The sequence below is a fragment of the Sphingomonas sp. LR60 genome, from assembly GCF_036855935.1.
GTDB lineage: Bacteria > Pseudomonadota > Alphaproteobacteria > Sphingomonadales > Sphingomonadaceae > Sphingomonas.
In genome coordinates this window covers 2736175-2759757 of sequence record NZ_JASPFK010000001.1, presented here as the reverse complement: position 1 = coordinate 2759757, position 23583 = coordinate 2736175, and the positions used below count along the sequence as shown (strand labels likewise).

Annotated in this window: 22 protein-coding genes and 3 pseudogenes; 7 read left to right on the top strand and 18 right to left on the bottom strand. The window is 66.3% G+C overall.

The genetic code is table 11. The features are described 5' to 3' along the window. Window positions 1-68 precede the first annotated feature (68 nt). The 9 genes from QP166_RS12910 to QP166_RS12870 all read right to left on the bottom strand — a co-directional run bounded on the left by QP166_RS12910 (window position 69) and on the right by QP166_RS12870 (window position 9852). The gene (locus QP166_RS12910; RefSeq protein ID WP_333916267.1) at window positions 69-764 is read right to left on the bottom strand and encodes a FadR/GntR family transcriptional regulator; all 696 of its coding nucleotides are present in this window, start codon (window positions 762-764) and stop codon (window positions 69-71) included. Beyond that, complete coding sequence (locus QP166_RS12905; RefSeq protein ID WP_333916266.1) at window positions 761-1513, bottom strand: helix-turn-helix transcriptional regulator; 753 nt, start codon at window positions 1511-1513, stop codon at window positions 761-763. The genes QP166_RS12910 and QP166_RS12905 overlap by 4 nt, the downstream gene beginning before the upstream one ends. Window positions 1514-1547: 34 nt before the next feature. Continuing rightward, complete coding sequence (locus tag QP166_RS12900) at window positions 1548-2867, bottom strand: MFS transporter (RefSeq protein WP_333916265.1); 1320 nt, start codon at window positions 2865-2867, stop codon at window positions 1548-1550. Between the two features lie 17 nt (window positions 2868-2884). Beyond that, window positions 2885-4264 (bottom strand): FAD-binding oxidoreductase, encoded by a 1380-nt coding sequence (locus QP166_RS12895; RefSeq protein WP_333916264.1) that lies wholly within the window; start codon window positions 4262-4264, stop codon window positions 2885-2887. Window positions 4265-4285: 21 nt separating this feature from the next. After that, window positions 4286-6469 carry a TonB-dependent receptor gene (locus tag QP166_RS12890; RefSeq protein WP_333916263.1) on the bottom strand — a complete coding sequence of 728 codons (2184 nt, stop codon included), beginning with the start codon at window positions 6467-6469 and terminating at the stop codon, window positions 4286-4288. 113 nt (window positions 6470-6582) lie between these two features. Continuing rightward, window positions 6583-7350 (bottom strand): SDR family NAD(P)-dependent oxidoreductase, encoded by a 768-nt coding sequence (locus QP166_RS12885; RefSeq protein ID WP_333916262.1) that lies wholly within the window; start codon window positions 7348-7350, stop codon window positions 6583-6585. Further along, window positions 7347-8522, bottom strand: a complete 1176-nt coding sequence (locus tag QP166_RS12880; protein ID WP_333916261.1) for a carboxylesterase family protein — start codon at window positions 8520-8522, stop codon at window positions 7347-7349. The genes QP166_RS12885 and QP166_RS12880 overlap by 4 nt, the downstream gene beginning before the upstream one ends. Window positions 8523-8557: 35 nt before the next feature. Beyond that, on the bottom strand, window positions 8558-8806 hold the full coding sequence (locus QP166_RS12875) for a carboxylesterase family protein (protein WP_333916260.1): 249 nt from the start codon (window positions 8804-8806) through the stop codon (window positions 8558-8560). A 149-nt stretch (window positions 8807-8955) separates the two neighbouring features. Further along, a complete protein-coding gene (locus tag QP166_RS12870) occupies window positions 8956-9852 on the bottom strand; it encodes an AraC family transcriptional regulator (RefSeq protein WP_333917342.1) in 897 nt (298 codons plus the stop codon). Between the two features lie 149 nt (window positions 9853-10001). Between QP166_RS12870 and QP166_RS12865 the strand changes: the two are divergent. After that, window positions 10002-10726: pseudogene (locus QP166_RS12865) on the top strand (SDR family oxidoreductase). An 80-nt stretch (window positions 10727-10806) separates the two neighbouring features. On the opposite strand, the gene QP166_RS12860 reads toward QP166_RS12865, so the two are convergent. Then, window positions 10807-11541 carry an SDR family oxidoreductase gene (locus tag QP166_RS12860; protein ID WP_333916259.1) on the bottom strand — a complete coding sequence of 245 codons (735 nt, stop codon included), beginning with the start codon at window positions 11539-11541 and terminating at the stop codon, window positions 10807-10809. 129 nt (window positions 11542-11670) lie between these two features. Here QP166_RS12860 and QP166_RS12855 point away from each other — a divergent pair, with 129 nt between their 5' ends. After that, the gene (locus QP166_RS12855) at window positions 11671-11982 is read left to right on the top strand and encodes an ArsR/SmtB family transcription factor (protein WP_333916258.1); all 312 of its coding nucleotides are present in this window, start codon (window positions 11671-11673) and stop codon (window positions 11980-11982) included. Here QP166_RS12855 and QP166_RS12850 read toward each other — a convergent pair. Then, window positions 11983-12845 (bottom strand): annotated as a pseudogene (locus tag QP166_RS12850) (aldo/keto reductase family oxidoreductase). A 91-nt stretch (window positions 12846-12936) separates the two neighbouring features. Between QP166_RS12850 and QP166_RS12845 the strand changes: the two are divergent. After that, window positions 12937-13833 carry a LysR family transcriptional regulator gene (locus QP166_RS12845; RefSeq protein ID WP_333916257.1) on the top strand — a complete coding sequence of 299 codons (897 nt, stop codon included), beginning with the start codon at window positions 12937-12939 and terminating at the stop codon, window positions 13831-13833. 65 nt (window positions 13834-13898) lie between these two features. On the opposite strand, the gene QP166_RS12840 is transcribed toward QP166_RS12845, so the two are convergent. Beyond that, a complete protein-coding gene (locus QP166_RS12840; protein WP_333916256.1) occupies window positions 13899-14927 on the bottom strand; it encodes an oxidoreductase in 1029 nt (342 codons plus the stop codon). 218 nt (window positions 14928-15145) lie between these two features. On the opposite strand from QP166_RS12840, the gene QP166_RS12835 reads away from it, so the two are divergent. Further along, entirely contained in the window at window positions 15146-15535 is a 390-nt protein-coding gene (locus QP166_RS12835) for a hypothetical protein (RefSeq protein WP_333916255.1), read from the top strand. Next, complete coding sequence (locus QP166_RS12830) at window positions 15532-15963, top strand: globin domain-containing protein (protein WP_333916254.1); 432 nt, start codon at window positions 15532-15534, stop codon at window positions 15961-15963. Before QP166_RS12835 ends, QP166_RS12830 begins: the two co-directional genes overlap by 4 nt. Before the next feature lie 30 nt (window positions 15964-15993). On the opposite strand, the gene QP166_RS12825 is transcribed toward QP166_RS12830, so the two are convergent. After that, the gene (locus QP166_RS12825) at window positions 15994-16590 is read right to left on the bottom strand and encodes a hypothetical protein (RefSeq protein WP_333916253.1); all 597 of its coding nucleotides are present in this window, start codon (window positions 16588-16590) and stop codon (window positions 15994-15996) included. Window positions 16591-16826: 236 nt separating this feature from the next. On the opposite strand from QP166_RS12825, the gene QP166_RS12820 reads away from it, so the two are divergent. After that, a complete protein-coding gene (locus QP166_RS12820; RefSeq protein WP_333916252.1) occupies window positions 16827-17747 on the top strand; it encodes a VOC family protein in 921 nt (306 codons plus the stop codon). A 373-nt stretch (window positions 17748-18120) separates the two neighbouring features. Then, on the top strand, window positions 18121-19242 hold the full coding sequence (locus QP166_RS12815; protein ID WP_333916251.1) for a DUF1624 domain-containing protein: 1122 nt from the start codon (window positions 18121-18123) through the stop codon (window positions 19240-19242). 15 nt (window positions 19243-19257) lie between these two features. Here QP166_RS12815 and QP166_RS12810 read toward each other — a convergent pair. The 5 genes and pseudogenes from QP166_RS12810 to QP166_RS12790 all read right to left on the bottom strand — a co-directional run. Beyond that, window positions 19258-19380: pseudogene (locus QP166_RS12810) on the bottom strand (PEPxxWA-CTERM sorting domain-containing protein); the annotation flags it as partial. A 68-nt stretch (window positions 19381-19448) separates the two neighbouring features. Further along, a complete protein-coding gene (locus tag QP166_RS12805; protein ID WP_333916250.1) occupies window positions 19449-19886 on the bottom strand; it encodes a hypothetical protein in 438 nt (145 codons plus the stop codon). A gap of 229 nt (window positions 19887-20115) precedes the next feature. Further along, window positions 20116-22515, bottom strand: coding sequence for a TcfC E-set like domain-containing protein (locus QP166_RS12800; RefSeq protein ID WP_333916249.1), 2400 nt, complete (start codon window positions 22513-22515; stop codon window positions 20116-20118). A 1-nt stretch (window position 22516) separates the two neighbouring features. Continuing rightward, entirely contained in the window at window positions 22517-22981 is a 465-nt protein-coding gene (locus tag QP166_RS12795; RefSeq protein WP_333916248.1) for a hypothetical protein, read from the bottom strand. An 18-nt stretch (window positions 22982-22999) separates the two neighbouring features. Further along, complete coding sequence (locus QP166_RS12790) at window positions 23000-23563, bottom strand: hypothetical protein (RefSeq protein ID WP_333916247.1); 564 nt, start codon at window positions 23561-23563, stop codon at window positions 23000-23002. Between the last annotated feature and the right edge of the window lie 20 nt (window positions 23564-23583).

Sequence of the window (23583 nt, the reverse complement as noted above, 5' to 3'; positions counted from 1 at the left end):
TCGGCAACGTCGCCCCTGCCCATCAGACGGGTCATGCCGCGATCAAATCGCCTAAACGGCCGGGAAGTTCACAGGACGCTACCGATCGACACGTCGAAGTGGGCGTGCATGAGTGCGGCGGCATTCGCACCATCCCGGTCCGCGATTGCCTGGGCGATGAGGCCGTGTCGCGAGAGCACCTCTTCACGAGCTGCTTCAGTGTCCCGCGTGTTCCACGCCAGCGGCACCGCAACCGTCATCAGCGGCTCGAACGACCGGATGATCTGAACGAACAGCATGTTGCGGCTCGCGCGCGCGATCGCCTGATGGAACGCGATGTCGCTTCGTGTCATCGCCTCGATGTTCGCCGCAGCGCGCATCGCCGCTGCGGCGGCGATTATCTCCACGGCATCGATATCGCTGCGATTGCGGGCAGCGAGATCGGCGGTACGGAGTTCGAGGGTGCGACGAACGTCCCAGACTTCCGCTACGGTCACCTGGGCGGTCGCCACGGCGTGGTCGAGCGACGTGCCCATCACGGATCCGTCAATCGCACCGACGCGCGCACGACGGCCATTGGCGACGTCGATGAGCCGCAATGCCGCGAGCGCGCCGAACGCCTCGCGCATCACCGCCCGGCTGACGCCGAGTTCGGTCGCAAACTGACCCTCGCCCGGCAGCGTGTCGCCGACCTTAAGATCCTGATCGCGGATGTGGTCGCGGACACGGCGAACAGCCAGGTCGACGAGCGAGCCGCCATCATCAAGACGCGCCATGCTCTTCATGCAGCGGCTTCGATCGCCCGGAGCCGCGTCGGGGCCATGCCGAAGCGGCGCGAGAAGGCGCGGGTGAAGCTGGCGTTATTGCTGTAGCCGCAGCGATAGCCGATCGAGGAAACCGGCAGGTCGGTCGCAAGCAGCAGACGGTGAGCGCCCTGCAGGCGACGATCGGTGATCGCGTCGGCGACGGTCGAGCCGAACGTTTGCCGGAAACCACGGGTCAGTTTGGCGCGATTGAGGCCACAAGCGCGTGCGATGCCGTCGAGCGTCAGCTTCTCCTGCCAGCGCTCGTCGACCAGCCGGCGCGCAGCGGCGAGGCCGGCGGCATCGCGCTCGGTCAGCGCACCGCTTCCTGCTGCCGGCACGAGCGCGGCGCCATCGATGTTGGCGAAGGTGGCGCAGAGCAGCTCGATGCATTTCGCCAGCCGGAGTGTCGCGCGAGCGGGTTCCGCCAGCGCGCAGTCGCGGATGGCGATCGCGAGAAGTGCAAGGTCCGCAGGCAGATACCAACAGCCCGGCGCTGCGGGCAGCGAGCCGAAGATACGGCGGCAAGCCTCCGCCGAGACGATCAGGATCACGGTCGCACCATCGGCTTTGCAGAGGGTGGGGACATAGGCGAAGGTGGGGGGATCGTCGCCGAGATCGTAGCGGAACATGATCGCGTCGGTTGCGGGCCGATCGACCTTATCGAGGATGCCGGGCCCGACATAGGCCAGCATTTCCGGCGACACCTTGATCCGCTGCATCGGCGTCATCAACCCTCTCCCTCAGATCGGAAATATGTACCTATCAGACAGGTTCGTCAATCGCCGATGTTGGCGCCGCGCGCATCGCAAGTGCAAAGCCAGTTACCGATAGCAGCCCGGTAACGACGCCGACCGCAGCGAGCGCCGGGCCGAGATGCGCCTCACCGCCAAGCAGACTGCTGATCGCGGTCACCAGCGAGGGTGCGATGCCGAAGCCGATCAGGCCGGCGAAGGCGATGAACGCGCCGATGCACAGCCCGCGCACTTCGTTGGGGATGAGCACGGTAAGCGCCACCGAGGTGACGAGCCCGGTGACCGCACCGCACAGCGACAGCGTGCCGAAAGCGATCGCGAACCACGTGACGGTGGGGCCGATCGGGAAGAGCGCGGCGGGCACGCCAATCGCGGCCGCGACCACCGCACCGATCAGCAGGCCGCCGCGGCGCTGGCTCTTCTGTCCCCAGTCGGCGGTGAACCCGCCAAGCAGCGTGCCGCCGAGGCCGCTGACGAAAACCAACGCGCCCATCCAGCCCGCGAAGTCGCCCGGTTGAAGGCCGTAATGGCGCGACAGCACGGGCGCAGCCCACACCAATGCGGCATTGTCCGCCATCACCACCGCAACCTGACCGACGAACAGGGGGCCGAGAAAGGCGCGACGCGACCACAGCTCGGCAGTGAGCACCTTGAACGGCGCGCGGGTGGCGGCGGCGACCTCACGCCGGGCGGGCTCGCGCAGCAGCAGCAGCGGCACGATGAGGATAAGGCCGACCCCTGCGAGGATCGCATGGGTGCCGCGCCACGGCGCCATGCCCGCGACGACGGGAAGGCCGCCGCGGGCGATCTGCCCGAACAGCCAGCCGCCGACGCCGAACGCCGCCGCGAGCCCTGCCATCTTGCCGATGTTGACGAGCAGCATCGCGCGTCCGCGACGTTCGGGAGCACATAGGTCGGCGGTCAGCGACAGCGCGGCGGTGAGCGCGCCGGTGGTGCCGGTCGCAGTCAGGACGCGCGCGACGAACAGCATGGATGCGCCGTTCGCCATCGCGGTCAGCGAGGTGCCCGCGGTCCACACCAGCGCCAGCGCGACGAGCAGGCGGGTGCGGTTGAAGCGGTCGACGAGGATGCCGACCGGGATCGAGAAGACGACCAGCGCGAGCGCGGCGCTGACCCCCTGTATGACACCGAGCGCGGCGTCGCTGAGCCCGAGTTCGGCCTTCGCACCTTCCTGCACGGTGCCGAACGAGGCCATCATCGTGAAACCGATCGCCATTGCGAGCGTCAGCGCGAGCAGCGAGGGGAGGGTGCGGCCCGGCCTGGTGCTGCCGATCGTCGACGCAGGCAGCGCTATCGCGGTGTCGGTCATGATGCTCGCTCCGTGCGTCACAGGCTGAAGATCTTGCCGGGGTTCATCAGGTTCTTAGGGTCGAGCGCGCGCTTGAGGATGCGCATCACGTCGACGGCATCGCCCAGCTCGGCGACCAGCCAGTCCTGCTTGCCGAGGCCGACGCCGTGTTCGCCCGTGCAGGTGCCGTCCATCGCGATCGCGCGTTCGACCAGCCGGCGATTGATCGCCTCGACCTCCTCGAACTCGTAGGGAGCGGCGGGGTCGATGGCGAAGATGACGTGGAAGTTGCCGTCGCCGACGTGACCGAGGATCGCGGCGGGCACGGTCCCGGCGTCGATGTCGGCGCGGGTGGCGAGGATGCATTCCGGCAGGCGGCTGATCGGTACGCAAACATCGGTGGTCCAGCCGACCGCACCCGGACGGACCCCGATCGCAGCATAATAGGCCTCGTGCCGGGCCTTCCACAGCCGCGCGCGCTCCTCGGGCTGGTTCGACCAGGCGAACTGCCCGCCGCCATTCGCCTCGGCGAGGGCGGCCACCGTCTCGACCTGCTCGGCGACCCCGGCGGGAGAGCCGTGGAATTCGAAGAACAAGGTCGTGACCTCGGGATAGGTCAGGTTGGACCAGCGGTTGACCGCCGCCATCTGCTTGTCGTCGAGGATCTCGACCCGCGCGAGCGGGATGCCGCACTGGATCGACTGGACGACGGTATCGACCGCGCCCTGCAACGTCTCGAACCCGCATACCGCCGACATGATCTGTTCGGGGATGGGGTGAAGGCGCAGGCTGACCTCGGTGATGATGCCGAGCGTGCCCTCTGAGCCGACGAACAGGCGCGTGAGGTCGTAGCCCGCCGCCGACTTGCGCGCGCGGGTGGCGGTACGGATGACGTCGCCGTTGGCGGTGACGACGGTGAGCGACAGCACCGCCTCCCGCATCGTGCCGTAGCGGACCGCATTGGTGCCGCTGGCACGCGTCGACGCCATGCCCCCGATCGTGGCGTTCGCGCCGGGATCGATCGGGAAGAACAGGCCGGTGTCGCGCAAGTGGGTGTTCAGCGCCTCGCGCCGGCATCCGGCCTGCACGGTGCAGTCGAAATCCTCCGCGTGAACCGCCAGGATCGCGTCCATCCGCGAAAGGTCGATGCTGACGCCGCCATGGATCGGCAGCGCATTGCCCTCGATCGACGTGCCCGCGCCGAACGGCACGATCGGCACTCCGGCGGCGACGCACAGGCGCACGCAGTCGGCCACTTCCTCGGTCGATGCGGCGAAGACGACCGCATCGGGCAGCGCCTCCGCGAAATGCGCTTCACTGGTGCCGTGCTGACGGCGCATGCTCTCACCGAGGTCGAGCGCGTCGCCGAAGCGTTGCTGGAGCCGAGCAATGAAGCCGTCGTCGAGCGGCGCGCGCACAGGGCGGGGGCGTGTTCCATCTCAGAACCGCACCGTGCCGCGCAGCCCGATGCGACGTCGCGGCGTCTGTAGCGCAAGGTTGGAAACCAACGGCGCGGGCAGCCCGGCGCGGCGCAGCAGCGAGGCGTCGAGGTAGGTTTCGAGATACTTTTCGTCGAACAGGTTGGTCGCGAAGACGCCGACCTCCAGCGGACCGCCCTGCCACGTCAGCGAGGCGTTGACGAGGTGATAGGGCGCCAGCACCGGCACCGATGCAGCGTCGAGCGACGCGCCGGTCCGGCTGCCCTTCGCGACCACGTTGGTGTCGAGCACCAGCGCCTGATCCTTGTGGAAGGGCAGGCGCAGGTTGGTGCCGACCGCGTAATTGGCGTCGGGAACGAACAGGATGCGGTCGCCCGGATAGGCATAGCCGGTCGTCGCCTGGAATTGCGAGGCATCGGTCACGCGCGCGTGGAGCAAGGTCGCATTGGCATAGACGCGCCACAGCCGATTGACGTTGAACGACAGTTCTGCTTCGGCACCGTAGCTTTTCACGTTCCCCGAATTGAGGTTGATCGCGACGAACCCGACCGGCTGACCGGTGGCGGGATTGAGGATCGTCGACGGCGCCAGCGCATTCGCACCGATGAAGTTCTTGTAGTCGTTGTAGAAGGCCGCGACATTCGCGGTCAGTCGTCCGTCGAAGGCGCTGGCCTTCGACCCGACCTCATAGGTCCAGACGGTATCGCCGCGATAGATCAGGTTCGGCGCGCCCGGACCGTTCTGCCCGCCGCCGCGCGCGCCGCGCGCGACCGAGACATAGGTCATGAAGTCGGGCGTCCAACGCTTCGTCAGCGTCGCGCGGGGCTGCCACTGGTCGGCCTTGTAGGCGGCCGGCAGGCCAGCGGTCGACGCGCTCAGCCGTTGATGATCGTATCGCAGGCCGACCGCGAGATCGAGCCCATCCCCCAGATTGAGGAAGCCGGTGCCGAACAGCGCGATATTCTCATTCTCGGCGGTCGCGGTCGCCGGGACCGTCAGCCCGGCGGGCACGACGGTGGTGGTGCCCCGGCTGTCGGTGTCGGACTTGGCGTAAAAGGCCCCGATCAGCGTCGTGAAGCGGTCGCTCCATTTGGTGTCGAAGCGCAACTCGCCGGTCCGCGTCTTCAGCGTGCGGTTGCTGGTCGAGCGGAAGAAGTCGAACGGGCTGTAGTCGGCGTCGCCCGCGCCCGAATAATTGGACTGGTTGTAGGCGCCGATCGCGGTGATCGTGGTCTTCAGGCTATCGACGTCGAATTCACCCTTCAGATTGGCGGCGTAATAGTCGATCGTTGCCAGGCTGCGCTGGTTGGTGCGTCCGTCCAGCGTATAGTCGCGTGGACCGCCTACGTTGAAATAGGGCGTCGCGCCGCCGAACACGCGATCGTAGCTGCCGTTCAGCGTGAAACGTGCCCAGCTGGCGGGGACGAAGCGGAGCGTGCCGTTGACGCTCTTCGTCTCCAGCGGGTTCTGGTTGCCGCCGGCGAGAAGGTTGCGCTGGAACCCGTCCTCGATGTGATAGGCGGCGCCGATGCGGAACTGGAGCACGTCCTTGACGATCGGTCCGGAGATGCTGCCCGACACCGAGGCGTAATTGTCGCCGCTTGCCAGCGCGCCGTCGATGCGCCCCTGCCAGTCGTTCGATGGCTGACGCGTCACGACGTTGATCGCGCCACCCAGCGTGTTGTTGCCGAACAGCGTACCCTGCGGTCCGCGCAACACCTCGACCCGTGCGACGTCGACCAAGGGCGAGTTCAGATAGGTCGTGTTCGGTTGATAGATGCCGTCGATGAAGATGCCGACGCCCGGCTGCACGGTATCGATCAGCGTCGTGCCGATCCCGCGGATCGAGACGAAGGCGCGGCCGACGGAGTCCGAATTGATGTTGAGGCCCGGCGTGTAGGCAGCGACGTCTCGCACGACGACCAGTTGCTGCTGCTTGATCGCATCACCCGAGATCGCAGTGACCGCGATCGGCACGTCCTGCAGCCGCTCTTCGCGGCGCCGTGCGGTGACGACGATGTCCGACGCTGCCGGATTGGTCGGCGTGTCGGCGTCGGTTTGCGGATCGGCGGGAGTGCCCTGGTTCGACGTTTGCGCACCTTCCGCATCTGTCGTTTGTGCAGCGGCATAGGCGGGCAGCGTCAGCGCCAAGGCAGTGGTCAGGACGAACAGCGGACGACGCATGGTGATCCTCTCAAGATAAGTGGATCGTGGCGTCCACCTGTCCGATAGGTATGCCCATAATTCGACCTATCGGAAAGGTCCGTCGACTATGCCGATCGGCTCTCCCGATTGATTTACCAGCAGGAATAGCCGCCGTCGGTCATGACGACGCTGCCGGTCATCAGGCTCGCGGCGTCGGACGCAAGGAAGGCAACGACCGCCGCGACTTCTTCCGGCTCACCGAGGCGGCCCTGCGGCGTACCGTCGATCCACCGGCGGTACATGTCGCTGCTCCGATCGGCAAAGGCGTTCAAGGGGGTCGCGATATAGGTCGGCGCGACCGCATTGACGCGGACGCCGCGCGACGCCCACTCGGCAGCGAGGCTTTTCGTCAACTGATGCACCGCCGCCTTGGAGGCGTTGTAATAGCTTTGCGGTTGCGGGCGGTTGACGATGACGGCGGACATCGACCCGATATTGACGATCGATCCGCGGCCCTTCGTCAGCATGTGACGGCCGAAGGCGCGCGCGCACCAGAAGCTGCCGTTGAGGTTGACGTCGAGGACGTTGAGCCAATGCTCGTCGGTGACGTCCTCTGCTGGCGTATCGCTGCGCGCGATGCCGGCATTGTTGACCAGAATATCGACGCCGCCGGTCATGTCGGCAGCGGCGGTCACGGCTGCGCTGTCGGTGACATCCAGGCAGACGCCCTCGACGCGATGCCCCTTGGCGCGAAGGCTGGCGAGGCCGGTCTCCAGCAGATGCTCGTCGCGATCGGCGATCATCACCGCGGCGCCGAACTGGGCGAGCGCGTCGGCACACGCCCAGCCGATCCCCTGCGCGCCGCCGGTGACGAAGGCGGTGCGGCCGTCGAGCCGCTGTCGGTCGGCGTACCGGGTCATGGCAGGAACGCCGCGGCGGGCATCACCGGTTCATGGACCGCTTGCCCCGCCTCCAGCCGGTAGACCTGCCGCGTGTCGCGATCGAACGGTGCCCAGGGAAGCGAGCCGTCGCGCGCGAAGTCGATCCATAGCCGATGAATGCGCGTGGCGAGGTCCTGCGGCGGATCCTCGCCGAGGACACCTTCGGGACCGGAGGCGACGGCGAGCGTGTCGAAGACGAAGGGATTTTCGACCGCATGGGCAGCCCCGAGTTCGCCTTTGAAGGCGGACGAGCGCCACTCGAGTTCGTAGACATGGGTGGGGCCGCGATGCTCCTCGGCGAAACGGCGCGCGGGCCAGCGAAAGACGAGATCGGTCATCGCGTCGGTCAGCGCGCGACCGCCCTTCTTGCGGCCCGCGCCGTAAGCCTTCAGGATCTTCCAGGCGTTCGGCTGCGACTTTCGCAGAACGAACCAGGCGAGCAGGCGACCGATCTTGTCGCGTACGCCGGATGGAACGAGATAGAGGTTCATTTCCTCGGCATTGGTGCCGATCAGTATCTCGATTTCACGTCCCGCACCCGCTTTCAGTGCCTCAAGCGGTTGCACCGGCAGGACATCGTCTCCGTGGACGGGGACGAAGCGGCTGATCCCGAACACCGGTTCGCGTCCGTCGGCATCGCGGAGATCGATGCGCGCGGTCGGCAGCGACACTTTCTCGACCGTATCGAGCAGTGCATCTATCGGAACGCTCGCGAAGCCTTCGCGGGTGGCGGGAATATCCAGGAGCTTGGCCATCTTCGTGACCAGGCGGCGTGCGACGGAGGTCTCGCGGGTCATGGCAGCGTGGCCGCTCTGGATTATCGCGCGCCGGAACAGCCCCGCCGCTAGCGGTGACGTGACGAGATCGGCGATCGCCATCGCGCCCGCCGACTCGCCGAACACGGTAACGTTGCCGCCATCGCCACCGAATGCGCCAATCTCCGCCTGCACCCAGCCGAGCGCTGCGATCATGTCGCGCAGGCCGAGGTTCGTCGGCACGCCCGGGATCGGCAGAAAGCCATCGACACCCATTCGATAGTTGATCGAGACGCAAACGACGCCGTCGCGCGCGAAGGTCGCCCCGTCCTGGACCGCAGCGTCCTTGCTGCCGATGACGAACCCGCCGCCATGAATGAAGACCATGACCGCCAAATTCGCGGCGTCGTCGGGCGTCCAGACGTCGAGCGTCAGATAATCGTCTCCGGGGTCCAGCCAGTCCCGACCAGCGGTTCGATCGCGAGGCCCGGCACCGCGCGTAACTTCTGCGGAGCGGTCGCTCCCCGAGACGTGGCGTCGCGCACACCGTCCCACGCCGGTGCTGCCTCGGGCGGCGCGAAGCGTCGGGCGCCGACCGGAGGCGCGGCATAGGGGACGCCGACGAAATGACGAACGCTGCCAAGGTGTCGACCACGCACATCGCCGAGCGACGTGGACACGATAGGGGCTGCTGACTGATGGGCCATGGACAGTGCGTACCCGCCTCCCGGAAAAAGAATCAGTCGCGAGGGTGTGCCGATCGGCATCATTTCGATGCCCACCAGTCTTCACCTGTACCTCGCTCACTCACGTGAGCTTAGTCGCCAGCCTAAAGAGCCATGCCGGCCGCCGGGGCGGCGTGCAGCCGTTCGATGTCCTGGCGTGGCGGTGCGCCGAACAGGCGGCGATATTCGCGGCTAAACTGCGACGGGCTTTCATAGCCGACCGCGAAACCTGCCGCGCCGGCCGTGGCGCCGTCGACCAGCATCAGGCGCCGGGCTTCCTGCAGGCGCAATTGCTTCTGATATTCGAGCGGCGTCATGCGGGTGATCGCCTTGAAATGCGCGTGGAGCGAGGAAGGGCTCATGCCCGCCTCGGTGGCGACCTCGTCGATGCGGATCGGCGCGTCGAACCGGCGACGGATCGCGGCGATGGCGCGACTGACCTGGTTGAGGTGGCTGCCCACCGTCGCGACATGGCGGAGCATCGGCCCATGCGGTCCGGTGAGCAGGCGGTACAGGATCTCGCGCTCGATCAACGGCGCCAAGACTTGAACCGTCTCCGGTCGATCGAGCAGCCCGACCAGCCGGCACGCGGCGTCGATCAGGTCGGGATCGCTGGGGTAGACGCCGATCGCCGGCAGGTCGGCGCGCGGCACCGTACCGCCTTCGGCCACCATCAGATCGGCCAGCATGGCGGAATCGAGATCGATCTTGCAGCAGAGATAGGGCCGCTCGGGGCTCGCATCGATGACATGGCCGACGAGCGGCAGGTCGACCGAGACAAGGAGATAATGGGCCGCATCGTAGACGACACTATGATCGCCGATCGACACGCGCTTCGACCCTTGTGCGATCAGGCAAAGTGAGGCTTCGTAGACAGCGGGCGTCGGCGTGCTGGGTCGATCGGCGCGGATCAACGACACATGCGGCATCGCGGTCATGCATATCCCTGATCCGGTGACGTGACGGTCGATTACGGCAGCGAGTTCGGCGATCCGGTCCATGCCGATCGTCATTCATCAGCCACCCGACCTGCGCAAGCGGGCACCGCTGCTTCTGGAGGATCGGGCAAAGCGTCCGGACGATCGCTCTACCGCTCGCGAACTGCCCGACACCATCTTGCTGGCTGTCAGATCAAGCCAAGGAATGCATCATGGTCGGAAGCATAGACAAGGTCGTCCTCATCACCGGCGCGTCAAGCGGGATCGGTGAGGCGACGGCGCGTGAGTTGGCCGCGGCCGGCGCACGGCTGTTCATCGGCGCGCGCCGGGCGGAGCGGTTGCAGGCACTGGCGGAGGAACTCGGCAAGACGGTCGAGTGGCGTACGCTCGACGTCACCGACGGAGCTGATTTCGACGCCTTCGTCGACGCCGCCGCGGCGCGGTTCGGGCGCGTCGACGTGCTGGTCAACAATGCCGGTGTCATGCCGCTCTCGCCGCTGGCCGCGCTGAAGCGGGACGAGTGGAAGCGAATGGTCGACGTCAACATCCACGGCGTCCTCAACGGTATCGCCGCGGTCCTGCCGCGCTTCCTGGCGCAGAAGAGCGGCCATGTCGTCAACGTCGCCTCGGTCGCTGCGCACATGGTGATGCCCACCGCTGCCGTCTATTGCGGCACCAAGCATGCCGTGCGTGCCATCACCGAAGGGCTGCGTCAGGAGCATGACGAAATACGGTCGACGCTTATTTCGCCGGGGGTCGTCGCGACCGAACTGGGGCATGACATCACCGATCCCGATGTCGCGACGGCACTGACGGGGTGGCGGAAAAGGCGCTGACCCCGGACGCGATCGCTCGGGCGGTCCGCTATGCGCTGGAGCAGCCGGAGGGCGTCGACATCAACGAGGTGATCGTCCGCCCGACCGCCGCGGACATGTAAACGGGACGCCCGAGGAACTGGCAGCGTATATGGACGGATGATCGGCCCCTCCCGCACCGGAGAGGGGCCGACCCGGCGCGTTACGCCGTCGCGCCGCCGTCGATGTTGAGCGTGGTGCCGGTGATATAGCTCGCATCGGGGCCGGCGAGGAACGCCACCGCGCCTGCGATCTCCTCGACCTTGCCGTAGCGGCCGAGCGGGATCGCGTGCAGCATTTGTCCCGCGAAGTCGCTGTCGGCCGGGTTCATGTCGGTGTCGATCGGGCCCGGCTGCACGGTGTTGACCAGGATGTTGCGCGATGCGAGGTCCTTGGCCCAGCCGCGTGCCAGCGCCGCCACCGCCGCCTTGGTCGCGCTGTAGACCGTGGTCGCAGGGAAGGCCAATTCGCCCGAGATGCTGCCGATCAGGATGATCCGGCCACCGTCGCGAAGGTGCGGCAGGGCCGCGCGCGTGCCGACATGCAGGCCCTTCACGTTGACGGCGAACTGGCGATCGTAGGTCTCGTCGGTATCCTCGGTGACGGAGGAGAATTCGGCCACCCCGGCATTGTGGACAAGGATGTCGATCCCGCCCAATGCGGCGGCGGCCTGCTCGATGCCGGCACGCTGCGAGGCGGGATCGGCGGCATCGGCCTGGAAGGCGAAGGCGGTGCCGCCGGCGCTCTCGATCGCCGCCACGGTAGCGTCCGCCGCGGCCTTGTTGCCGGCAAAGGTGATCGCCACCGCCGCGCCATCCGCCGCCAGTCGCTTGGCGATGGCCGAGCCGATACCGCGCGATCCGCCGGTGACGAGCGCCGTCTTGCGTGCGAGGGACATGTGCATTCTCCAAAAATCAGGCCCGCGATCACGCATCGTGCGCTGTCGGCTGACGGGAGATGGTGCTACGGTTCAAAAGTTCAATATTCCCGAACTATTAAATTTACCGGCATGTCCTATATCTGCCGTATGCCCCGTTTCACCCATCCCCGGCTGGAGGACGTTCCGCTCGACCTGGCGCTGCACGCGTTGGCTGATCCCAATCGGCTGGCCATGGTGGCGCGGCTCGCCGCGACCGAGCGGCTGAGCTGCACCGATGCGGCGCCGTGCGAGTCGATCCCGAAGAGCACGCTGTCCAACCATCTGAAGCTGCTGCGCGCGGCCGGATTGATCGAGACGACGCAGGCCGGCCGCGAGATGATCAACACATTGCGCCGGGACGAATTCGAGCGGCGCTTTCCGGCGCTGCTCGACGCGGTGCTCGCCAATCAGCCGGCCTGATCAGCGGCCGATCGCGTCGAGCCCGGCCACGGCGTCATCGGGTAACGACAGTGACGCTGCGGCGAGGTTCTCGTGAAGGTGTGCCACCGAGGACGTTCCGGGGATCAGCAGGATGTTGGGTGAGTGCTGGAGCAGCCAGGCGAGCGCCACCTGCATCGGCGTCGCTTCCAGTCGTGTCGCTACGTCGGACAGCGCCGCGGATTGAAGGGGCTGAATCCGCCCAGCGGGAAGAAGGGCACATAGGCGACGCGCTCCGCTGCTAGTGCGTCGATGAAGGCGTCGTCGTCGCGGTGGGCGAGATTGTACTGGTTCTGGACGCAGACGATCTCGGCAATGTCGCGAGCTTCCGCGAATTGCGTCGCCGTCACGTTGCTGAGGCCGATGTGGCGCACCAGCCCTTGTCGTTGCAGGTCTGCAACCGCCTTCAGCGGTGCGACGAGCGATCCCTCCGCCGGGCCATGCACGTCGAACATCAGGCGCAGGTTGACGACGTCGAGCGCCTCCACCCCGAGGTTGGTCAGATTGTCCTCGACGGCGCGGGTCAGTTCGTCGGGTTCGAACGCGGGCAACCAGGACGCATCGTGGCCGCGCCGCGCGCCGATCTTGGTCACGATCAACAGGTCTTCGGGGTAGGGGGACAGTGCTTCGCGGATCAGGCGATTGGTTACGTGCGGACCGTAGAAGTCGCTGGTGTCGATGTGGTTGACCCCCGCCTCCACGGCAGCGCGCAGCACGGCGAGCGCAGCATCGTGGTCGCGGGGCGGTCCAAAGACGCCCGGCCCGGCGAGCTGCATCGCCCCATAGCCAAGCCGCTTCACGCTGCGTCCGGCAAAGGGATAAGTGCCTGCCTGGTCGATCGTCATCGTCGTTCTCCTGTGCTGTTCCGGAGATACGACTTGCGGATCATCACGATAAGCCGGAGTGATCCGCACGGGCCGTACGGAAACGCGAACAATGAAGGCTGACCTTAGCGACCTGAACGCTTTCCTGGCGGTGGCGCAGGCGCGCGGCTTTCGCGATGCGGCGCGCACCGCCGGATCGAGCGCGTCGACGCTCAGCGAGGCGGTGCGGCGGCTAGAGGCGCGGCTGGGCGTCCGTCTGCTCCATCGCACCACCCGCAGCGTCACGCCGACCGAGGCAGGGACGCGGTTGATCGAGCGGCTGGCGCCCGCGCTGGGCGAAGTGGAAGCGGCGCTCGACGTCGTGAACCTGTTCCGCGACACGCCGGCGGGTACGCTCAAGCTCAACGTGCCGGTAAGCGCGGCGCGGCTGGTGCTGCCGGCGATCCTTCCCGGTTTTCTCGCCGCCTATCCCGACATTCAGGTCGAGATCGTCGCCGAGGACGGGTTCGTCGACATGGTCGCGTCGGGCTGTGACGCAGGCATCCGCGATGACGAACGGCTGGAGCAGGACATGATCGCGGTGCCGATCGGCCCCCGCGTCCAGCGCTTTGCGACTGCCGCATCGCCGGCCTATCTGGACGCGCATGGGCGGCTCGACCATCCGCGCGACCTGCTGGAACATGCCTGCCTGCGCGGCCGGTTCACCAGCGGCGCGCTGACCAGCCCATGGGAATTCGAGCGCTCGGGCGAGATCGTGCGGGTCGAGCCACGGGGGCAGTTGATCGCCAGCGTTTCCGGCGCGGCGGACCTGCTGGTCGATATCGCGGTCGCAGGCGGTGGGATCATCCACCTCTTCGAGGACTGGCTCCGGCCGCTGCTGGCCAGTGGTGCGTTGGAAGCGGTGCTGCCGGACTGGTCGCAGTCCTTCACGGGCCCGTTCCTATACTATTCTGGCCGCCGCCTCGTGCCACCGCCGTTACGCGCGTTTCTCGATTTCATTCAAAGCTAGGATGCTTAAGCGGGGGCGGTCGGCCTTTCCTCCACCTGATTGAACGGCGGAAGTCGGCGGGCCTTCTAGAGCACAACCTCGAAGCGGGTTGCCGCACTTCGCGCGCCCGCGTCCAAGACTTCCATCACGGCGATCGCTTCGTGGGGCGACACCGGGTTAGGCGCTTCTCCACGGATCGCAGCCGCAAGTGCAGACCAGAACAGGCGATAGTCGCCATTCAGGTTGGGGATGCGGATGGGGGCGGTGCCGACATCCCCCGGGGTCAGCATTCCATCCAGCGGATCGTGGCCCCAGCCGTCGCCTTCCGGTCTGCGGCCTGCGACCGTTGCTGCCTCCTGCGGGTCGATGCCGTGCTTGATCCAGCTGCCGCCGGTGCCGTGTACGGCGAAGCGAAGGTCATGCGCCGCGACCAACTTACTGGAGTGAAGTGTCACCCTTTTGTCTGCGTATCGCAACGTTGCCTGAAAATAGTCAGGGCCCTGCGCGCCCTGACGCAGCGTGGCGATATCGGCGCTGATCGCGAGCGGCCGCCCGAAGAGCACCAGCGCCTGATCGACGAGATGCGGACCCAGGTCGATCCACGACCCACCCGGACGTGCCTCTTTCCAGGTGCTGGCAGGTTCGGGACGCCAGCGATCGAAGCGGCTTTCCATCGTGGCCACCTCACCCAGGCGGCCGTCGGCGAGCAGCGCCCGAAGCGTACGGAAGTCGGCATCCCATCGCCGATTGTGGAACACGGTCAGCAAGCGTTCGGATCGCTCGCTGGCCTCTACCAGCCTGCGAGCATCCGCAACGGACGTCGCGAACGGCTTGTCGATCAGGACGTGCTTGTCCGCCTCGAGCGCAGCGAGCGCGTGTTCCGCATGAAGTTCATCGGGGCTGGACACGACAACCAGGTCGATCTCGGCGTCGGCAAGAAGCGCGGTTACATCCGCGACGACCCGGGCATGCGGAAGGTCGGCATGAACCTTCGCGGGATCACGAGAGACGATGCCACGGAGCGTCATTTCAGGCGACGCTTCGACGTAAGGCGCATGAAAGGCCCGCCCACCGAGGCCATAGCCGATCAGCCCTACTCCGATCATCTGGCTCATGGTTCCATCCCTCGGCACGCGCGTGCAAACTACGACAGCGATCCCTGGATAGGCAATCGGTGATCCAGATCCTGACGATGAACGACGCGCCGGGACTTGGCACAGAACAGCCGCTCGTGCTGCAATCATCGCGACTGCAGCAAGTGGCTAAACGAAATTGTAAACAATTTCCCAGTTAATTTAAGGCTCTGCGCGGCTCGTTGTTGTAGTGTGCTGCGATGGTGGAACCGACCTACACGATTACGCCTGACGCGCCACGTGGCTTCCTGCACCTGACGCTCGCAGGTGACTGGAACGCGGAGATCACCACTCGCTTCGCCGCCGATGTGAATGCAACGCTGCGGCAAATGCTCGCGATGGGCGTGCGGCACGGTGAGCTTCGAACGTTGGTCGACATGCGGCACAAGAACATACTTCCGCAGGACGCGGTCGCCGAGATCACCCGCATGGTTCGCCCGAACTCACCGTCGAAGTGTATCGCGCTTTTGATCGCCAGCCCGCTCCACCGCATGCAGGCCAAGCGGCTGGTCGACGGGCGCTACGCCATTTTCAACGATGAGCCGGCTGCGCTCGCCTGGCTCTGGGCAGACAATGCCGGTGGGCAATGACCGGCACAGTCGAATTGTCCGCCGCTCAGGTGGCGCTGGTCCGCGCCAGTTATGCCGAGGTCAAGCGGCTCGATCAGAACTATTCATCACTGTTCTACCATCGCTTGCTCGAACAACATCCCTTCACGCGCGCGCTATTTCCCGATGACTTGGCGCGGCAGATCAGCGTGTTTCGTCTCACGATCGACGCGCTGATCGAGCAGCTCGATGAGCCCGGAGCGTGGCAAGCGGGGCTTTCGGAGCTAGGCCGACGGCACGTCAATTACGGCGTGCTGCCGAAGCATTACGGCTACGTCGGCAGCGTGCTGATCGATACGCTCGCCGAGATGCTGGGCGAGCGCTTCGACGCCGCGACGCGCATTGCCTGGGAAACACTATACGACCGTGTGACGCAGGCGATGCTTAGCCCCAAGTTCGAGGATGGCTGAGCGACCAGCCGATGGCACGGTGACGGGCCGCTACTTGTTATGTGGCAATCGAGACGTGTCGAAGCCTTTGCCGAGGTTGAAAACCCGGATCGGCCCGACGTCGATCACCTGCTTTTCGCCGGCCAGATGTACGGTCGCCTGCGTGGTGCCGGCCGCAAAGTTGTCGTTCGCCGTCCCGACCGCATAATATTGAGCCCATTGATTGGTGATGGTCGCGTGGTCGGTAACGATCGTTGCATAGGAGGGCGCGGGTCCGCCGACGCCGTAGAAGGGCATGATGACCGTTTCGCCGTCCTTGAGGTTCGGTGCTCTCAGGTAGATCGCCAGATAGATGACGTCACCAGCAGTGATCGCTTTCGGCAACGGCACGCCAACGCCGGCGTCCCATGCATTCGCGCCCTTCTTGGTGATCGTCACGCGGGTTGCAGGATAGCCCTTCGGCCCCTCCGTATCGAGCAACTTGCTCGTCTGGTTCGGTCCATAGGCGTTCCACGGGGCGAGTGGATTGTTGATCAGCTTGTCGTTCAGGCCGCCCTGCGCTGCGGCGGGCGGCGGCGGAGTTGGAGATTGGACCGCTGCCTGATTTGCCGGCACCGCCGCGAGCGCAGCTGCCACGAGCCATTTCATCCCACCTCTCCCCTCATATAGCCGCAACCGGCTTTCCGGTTTCGCCTCGGCTTTGAACTCGGCGCTTTACCGCCGTCGAAGCGATAGCATCATAGATTAGCCCCGGCGTAAAGTACCGCCGTAAAGTACCTGGCTGGCTTCTTCGTGAGCCGAGCAAGTGAACCCGTGACAGCGCCGACATCGCTGCCTAAGCTGCTCGAAACGGCCCGAAACGTGGCCGGGTGGGAGAGGCTGCCATGACCTATCGTATCGCAGTCCTGGCGTGTGCAGCCGCGGCTCTGCTCGGGGCCAAGGCGCCGCCGGGGCCGCGTCCGGGCATCACCGGCATCTCGCACCTCGCCGTTTATGCGCGGGACATGGCGAAGTCCGACCACTTCTACACGCATGTGCTGGGCGCCCGGAAGGGCACGGACCCCGAAAACCCCGCGGGCGTCCGTTATTATCTGAGCCCGCGTCAGTTCGTGGAGGTGCTGCCAGCACCCGCCGGACAGGGGCCGAGCATGCTGGCGCACGTCGCCTATGCGACGACGGACGCGGCGGCGCTGCGGGCCTGGCTGGCAGAGTCAGGCGTCTCCGGGCTCGGCGCGATGCAGCGCTCCGCCGAAGGGGATCGCTGGTTCGCGCTGCGCGATCCGGAAGGCAACGGGGTCCAGTTCGTGCAATCCGCAAGCGCTGACTCCAACGCAATTCCCGGCGCGATCAGCGGGCGCATCATCCACGTCGGTTATGCCGTTAACGACCGGGCCAAGCAGGACGGGCTGTACCGCCGCCTGCTTGGCTTCCGGCCGTATTGGTATGGCGCCTTCGAGCCAGACAAGGTCGACTGGGTGTCGCAGCAGACGCCGGATGGTCGGGACTGGCTGGAATATATGATGGTCGGTCCGGGCTCGGACGTGCCGCTGACCAAGGTCGATGCTCGCCAGTTGGGCGTGCTGAACCATCTGTCCTTGGGCGTTCCCAACATGCAGGCCGCCGTCACGACCCTGCACCGGGAAGAGCGCCTGAGCCCGCGTCGCGACGGTCCCCAAATGGGCCGGGACGGCAAGTGGCAGGCCAACCTCTACGATCCCGACGGCACGCGCGTCGAGCTGATGGAGTTCCAGCCCGTGACCAAGCCGTGCTGCTCACCCTTCACGGCGGAGAGCCCGACCGGGTAGGTGCTGGCGACGTTGAACGAACGTAGGCCGCCGTACCGTCGGCGCAGCCCACGACGAGTCCATGAGCTGGAACGAACAGTCGGACGGCGACGACTGTATGCGTCACGTGTCGAGGATTATCTGAGATAAACAAGCATTTCACCCAACAGGAAGGTGATGTTGTATCATTTCTCCTTGCGTCACGTCGCCAGGAACGCCAACAGGCACCGATCGCCACGCGGTGAGCCGCAAGGATCATCGCTTCGAAGGTGAGGCCCGGAAATCGATCCGACGATGGCCTGCCTAACGACATCGGGAACGTGTAATGACTGTTCTGACAGCATCGGCGTGGGCAGGGGCATGCCAGCCCGCGACATCCGCAACACGCTCGCGAATGCAGAGCATCGACGCGCTTCGCGGCTTCGTCATGGTGCTCATGCTACTCGATCACTTACGCGAAACCTGGTTCCTGCACGTGGCCGTGCTCGACCCGATCGACGCCAAAACCGCGCTTCCGGCATTGTATCTGGCGCGCCTTGCGGTCAGCCTGTGCGCGCCGGTGTTCGTGGCGCTGACGGGGGTGTCAGCCTACCTCTACAGCATCAGGCACACCCTGGCCGAAACGCGATCCTTTCTGCTGAAACGCGGCTTCGTGCTGACGGCGCTGGAAGTCTTTTTCCTTTCGGAGCTGTATTGGGGTGTCGCCAGCCCTACGATCTGGCTGCAGGTGATCTGGTGCATCGGTCTTTGCATGATCGTGCTCGCCGCGCTGATCGCATTGCCCCGCCGCGCGCTTCTGGGCCTCGGGCTGCTGATCGTCTGCGGGCACAATCTGCTCGACGCCATCCATCTCCGCCCGGACCAGCCGCTGTTTCCGGTCTGGGCCATGTTGCATCAGCGCGATGTCATCGCGCTGCCGTTCGGCCTGGTCGCCAAGACGACCTATCCCGTGCTCCCGTGGATCGGCTTGATCGCATTGGGCTATGGGATCGGTCCATGGTTCCTGCCGGTCGTCGCCGCTCGCACGCGGATGCGCCGCCTGGTCGGGATCGGTGTCGCGATGCTCGTCGCGTTCGTCCTGATCCGCCTGGCGAACAGCTATGGCGACGCTCCATGGTTCGTCGTTGCGGACGATCCCATGCGGACGGCGATGAGCTTCTTCGCGCTGACCAAATATCCGCCGTCGCTCCTGTTCTTGCTGCTGACGCTGGGGTGCGGGGCGCTGTTGCTCGCCCTGTTCGAGCGCCTGAACGATGGCAAGCTGGTCGCGGCCCTGGCGGTGTTCGGCGGCGCGCCGATGTTCTTCTACCTGTTCCACCTCACCGTGCTGCGGCTGCTCTACCATGCCGCTTTCGCTCTCTGGGGAGCGACGCACGGGGAGACCTTCGGCGTGGCCAGCTATGGCTGGGTGGTTGTCTGGTATCTGTGCCTGATCATCCCGCTGTATCTGCCGACGGCATGGTTCTCCCGCTTCAAGGCATCGCGACGTGATATCGCGTGGTTGAAGTACCTGTGACGGGCATCAGCACCGCTACGCTCGCGCCGCCAGCGCGGGTGTCCGGCGCGGCGATCGTCGCACGGCGCCACCGATCAACGCGAAGCCGAGGAGCATGAGACACCATGTTCCCGGCTCCGGCACGGCAGCGACGTTCGAGCCGAAGAAAGGTGAGCGACGCGTCCGCGCCACCGGAAGTGGCACGACCGGCGTCGCTTTTTCTTACATTAATATTCGACCACCTCTGTCTTGGTGCCAGTCGTGATGCGGTAGGTGATCTTCCCGGGCCCGATCGGTTGCGACCAGGATTGTCCGGCATAGAGCCGCTTGGACGGAATCGCGTGGCAGTCCGAACCGACACACAGCTTGCCGTCGTAAAGCTCGGCGTTGGTGTTGCCGTCGTTGCGCAGCATCAGCGTCTCGGCCCCGCGGTCGCCGACAATCCTGGCGGCGGGAGTTGCGGGGCGCTGGATCACCAGCACGTCATAGCCGACCAGCAGCTTGATCGCGCTGACCGACGACGAGACGGGGCCGGCGACCGGCTTGATCGTGACCCGATAGACGCGGTCGTTCGCGCGGCGGGCGCCGATCGCGGCGATCCGCACGGTCCGACGCTCGCCGGGTTGCAGGATGATCCGCTGCGGCGTGACGAGCAGCCCGCCCACCTCCGGATCGACAATGGCGGTACGGCGCTCTTGGGGGTGCCGGGAGCGACGATTTCAAAGGGCTCGACGGCGACATAGGCAACTTCCTTGTTGTCGTTCGAGACTTCGATGTCCTGCGCCAGCTTGCCGTCGGCGGCGAAGTCCACGACGACCTGGCTGAGGACGATGCTGGCGTGCGCGGGGACCGCGTCGACGATTGCCAAGGCGAACAGCGCCACGGCAAGGCGGTTCAGGAAAGGCATACAACGTCTCCAAGGCGAGTGTAGGTCGTGGCGGCATCTTCGGCGGCGGCGAGACGCACGGTGCAGGTGCGCCCGGTGGCGGTGCGGGCGGTCAAGCGCGCGTCGATGGAAGCCTGAATCTGAAAGTAGCCGTGCGGGTCAGTGGCGGCGATCGCATCGTCGGCGGTCAGGTCCGCGTCGGCGATCGGGATGCCGCTGCGATCGACCAGCCTTCCGAAGAGCGCGCGTACCGGCCGGGCGGTCCAGTCGAGCGCGACGACGCTGCCCGGGAACACGTCCACGGTGCGGATGCGCGTGTCGAAGGCGATCAACTCGCTGCCGGTCGCGCGCAGCCGGACGCGGTATCGGCGGTACGGCGGCACCGCGAGCGTCACGCGCTGCCCGCCGCGCACGGCGCCGCGTACCGCTTCGTCGACCAGCAATTCGAAAGTCGCATTGCGGTCGCCCGCGACGGCGATCGCAAGCACGCTGTCATTCTGCCCCGCCGCGCCGAAGCGGAGACCGCGCCCCGTCAGCGCGAGGGTCGTTTGGGCGGTGAGACCGTAATTCACCCCACCGCTTTCACCGGTCCGCCCGGTGACATTCGCCGCGGCGACGCCGAGCGGACCGCGCCGCTCGCCGGTCAGTTGCATGACGACGCCGGTCGGACCGCGCTGTACAACCGCCCCGGCGTCGACCGCGCCGCCGAGCCAGTCGTCGCGATGGATCGAGGCCGACGTTTCGATCACGGGCACCGCCGCCCGCCCTTCGGCACTGTGCTGAACCCCGATCGTGGTGGCCAGTGCGCTGCGTGGCCCCAGCACCTGAAGCTGAAGGCCGAAGGCAATCGCATCGCCGCGCTGCGTGCGGGCGTATTGGCCGGTGGCCGAGAGTTGCAGGCGATCGCGCCGCAACATCGACCAGCGCGCAGTCGGGCCGACCGCATAGGCGGTTTGCCCATGACCAGTTCGGAAAAGATAGGCGGACAGTCCGACCTGCCCGCGCGGGAGCGAATAGGAGAGTGTGCCGAGCATTTGCGTATAGCTGGCACCCGGTAGGCTCACAGCGCCGGGGCGCATCATTGAGGTGACGATGAGGCGGTTCGCCTCGTTTTCGGCGATCAGTGCGTTTCCGTCGACGCTGTGGACCCGGCGCGCGTCGAGGCTGTAGCTGAACGGGCTTCCGCCACCGGAACTCAGCTGGGCCGCCATGCCGTAGTCGCCGCGGCGAGAACCAAGCAGGGCGATACGCGCCTGCGCCTGTGGCGTCAGGAAGGAAAGGCCCGTTTCCGCCACGGCGTTATAGGGGGTGGCCATCACTGCCGCGTCCCAGGCGAGACGGGATCCCAGCCGCGCCCGCGCACCGCCCGTGGCGATCGGAATGCGTCGTCCGCCGCCATCGCTGGCCAGAACACCCAATTGCGCGTCGAACATGACGCGCCCTGCGGGAGCGAGTGCGGCGCTCCTGGTGAAGAAGCGCTGTTCCAGGCGGACGGCGCCGCTGGCTTCCTGGATGCGCAACTCGACCGGGTAGGAGCCGTCGGCCAGGCCGCTGGTATCGAGTGCCTGATTGCCGCTGTCGCACACCTGAGAGCCGACCAATCGTCCCTGCACGTACAGATCGACGCGCGACCGTTGGGTCAGGAACACGATCAATGGCGTGCCACTGAGCGCGACGCGGTCGGCGCGGGTGTCGAATTGCGTCGTGATGCCGACGCCGAGAATACGTCGTCGCCCGATCAAATCGGCACCCGGCGCGTAGAAGAGACCACCGCGCCAGCGCAGGTCGCGATGATCGCGCTCGATCGCCAGCGTTTCGAGCCGCCCGCCGTCCCACGACGCCAATGATAGGTCGGAGAGCAGGTGCAGTGCTCCGTTTCCCGCGACCAGCCGGTTGCGGATCGCATAAGCCGTGCCGCTGCCGCCACCGCCGGCGACCGCCACGCCGATCGTGTTCACTGCCGACGGGCTGCTGGCGCTGTCGTCGAGGTAATTCGCGGTTGCGCCGCGCACCGCGAGCATGCGCGGGGCGATGGCCAGTGTAAGGCGGAAGATGGCGGGATCGTAGTCGGCGGTGATCGGCGGACAAGCGTCCTCGCGGCAAGGCGGCGGTAGCGGGCTGGCAAGCGCGGCGACAAAGGCGGCCGGGTCGAGCAAGTCCGGTATGTTGTCCGCAATCGCCTGCGCATCGAGCAGGCGCACGCCGCCGCTGGCGACCTCTGCGGGATATTGGCCGAGCCGCCGGTCGCCGAGATAGACGTCGAGAACCACGCGCTGCGTCGTGGCCAGCGCTGCGAAGTCGGCGGGCATCGAAGCGGTGACATGCGGAACGTCCGCCGCGCGCGCGCTCCACGGCAATGCGAGCAGCAACAGCGCGCAGACGACCCGCCAGACCACGCGCGCGTGCATGTCAGTTGGCCGCGAGGATGACGGTCAGCGTGCCGCTGTAATTGCCAGCGGTGGCCACGTGGAGTTGCGCGGCGCGCAGGATCACGATCAGGCTGGTGTTGGTCGTTTGGAGAACCGGGCAGCTGAGCAGCATGGTCTGGCCACTGAGCGCGACATTGGCGGTCAGGCCGGTGCCCGAACTCTGTCCGGCGGTGGTGTTCCACTGCACCTCATAGGGCAGGGCGGCCGCGCCGTTCGACAGTGTGAATGCGCCGCCCGTGCCCGAGCCGGAAGCGGTGACCGAGTAACGTCCGCCGAGCAGGCCGCTGAACGCGCAGATCGACTGGCTTCGGACCAGATCGGTGCCGAAGCTGCCGATTGTGCCGAACGCGACGTCGCTCAGGCCGGTGATCTGGACGCCCTGCGCGTAAGCCGGAGCAGTGAGCGCCAGCATCGCCGCCGCAGCAAGACGCCGGATCGCCGCCATTGCCCACCCACCCCGATATTATTGCGGGGTGACGAGCAGCGTCAGCGAGCCCGTGTAGCTCGCCGCCGAGGTCATGCCCTGAAGGTTGGTTGCAGCGATCGAGATGATGAGGCTCGACGTGTTCGCCGCCCCGGTGCTGCACGTCGGATTGGCAGCGGTGCTGATCATGCCCGCCAGCGCGGTTCCCGCAGTCAGGGCGGTGCCGCTGGCCTGTCCGCCGCTCGCGTTCCACTGCACGCTATAGGGCACGTTCACGCTGCCGTTGGCGAGCGTGAACGCCCCACTGGTGCCGCTGCCGGTGGCGGTGATGCTGTAGCCCTTGTTGGCGGTGTTGCTCCAGACGCAGTTGCTCTGCGACAAGGTTGCCGCACTGGCCGGATCGACGTTGGTGAAGGCGACATCGCTCAGCCCGGTGATCTGCGCGCGATTGGCGACGCTGGCGGTGATCGTCACCGTCCCGGTCGAGGTCGCGCCCAGGCTGCCCTGCGTCGACGCGCCTGCCGGCACGGCGGCGATCAAGGTAAAGCAGGCGACGAACTTGCTCGCGAGGCGGGGAAGTCGTGTAGAAATAACATGGATCATGGCAGTATCCTCCAAGATAC